The 1,464-nt window shown below is 58.6% G+C and carries 1 protein-coding gene; it reads left to right on the forward strand.

All coding sequences use genetic code 11. The features are described 5' to 3' along the window. Nucleotides 1–1,464, forward strand: a 1,464-nt coding sequence (gene psaB / locus ABWQ00_RS16035; RefSeq protein ID WP_353239657.1) for a photosystem I core protein PsaB, incomplete at both ends; no start/stop codon positions are given.

A 1,464-nucleotide genomic window follows, 5' to 3' on the forward strand; every position in this document is an offset into this window, starting at 1 on the left:
TATGGCAACAAAATTCCCAAAATTTAGCCAGGACCTGGCAGCCGATCCGACAACAAGGAGGATCTGGTACGGGATAGCCACCGCCCACGACTTTGAAAGCCACGATGGCATGACGGAGGAAAATCTTTACCAAAAGATATTCGCCTCCCACTTCGGCCACCTAGCAATCATCTTCCTGTGGACTTCCGGCAACCTGTTCCACGTGGCATGGCAAGGCAACTTCCCACAGTGGGTTACTGACCCTCTTAACGTCCGTCCCATCGCCCACGCGATCTGGGACCCCCACTTCGGCGCACCGGCAGTAGACGCTTTCACACAAGCGGGCGCATCCAACCCAGTCAACATCGCCTACTCCGGCGTGTATCACTGGTGGTACACCATCGGCATGCGCAGCAACAGCGACCTTTACCAAGGTTCGGTGTTCCTGCTCATCCTGGCCGCCGTGATGCTGTTCGCCGGCTGGCTGCACCTGCAACCCAAATACCGCCCCTCCCTATCCTGGTTCAAAAACGCGGAATCGCGCTTGAACCACCACCTGGGGGGCTTATTTGGGGTCAGCTCCCTGGCATGGACCGGCCACTTAGTCCACGTTGCCATCCCGGAATCCCGGGGTCAGCACGTCGGCTGGGATAACTTCCTGACCACCCCGCCCCACCCGGCAGGGTTGGCCCCCTTCTTCAGCGGCAACTGGGGCGTGTACGCTCAAAACCCGGACACCGCATCCCACGTCTTCGGCACCTCTGAAGGCGCAGGTACGGCAATCCTCACCTTCTTGGGCGGCTTCCACCCGCAAACCGAGTCGCTGTGGCTGACGGACATCGCCCACCACCATCTGGCCATCGCAGTGATTTTCATCATTGCCGGTCACATGTACCGCACCAACTTCGGGATCGGGCACAGCATCAAGGAAATCTTGAACGCTCACAAACCCCCCAAAGGCGGTTTGGGTGAAGGTCACAAAGGGCTGTACGACACCCTCAACAACTCCCTGCACTTCCAGCTGGCCCTGGCGCTGGCTTCCCTGGGCGTGATCACCTCCCTGGTGGCCCAGCACATGTACTCGCTGCCTCCTTACGCTTTCATCGCCAAGGACTACACCACTCAAGCAGCGCTGTACACGCACCACCAGTACATCGCCGGCTTCATCATGGTGGGTGCCTTCGCACACGGGGCAATCTTCCTAGTGCGCGACTACGACCCGGAACAGAACAAAAACAACGTTCTCTACCGGGTTCTCGAACACAAAGAAGCGATTATCTCTCACCTGTCTTGGGTGTCCCTGTTCCTGGGCTTCCACACCCTGGGCCTCTACGTCCACAACGACGTAGTTGTCGCCTTCGGCACCCCTGAGAAGCAAATTCTCATCGAGCCGGTGTTCGCCCAGTGGATTCAAGCCGCACACGGGAAAGCCCTCTACGGCTTTGACGTGCTGCTCTCCAATCCTGACAGTATCGCTACCACCGC

The sequence above is a fragment of the Limnohabitans sp. genome (assembly GCF_040400975.1).
Lineage (GTDB): Bacteria > Pseudomonadota > Gammaproteobacteria > Burkholderiales > Burkholderiaceae_C > Limnohabitans_A.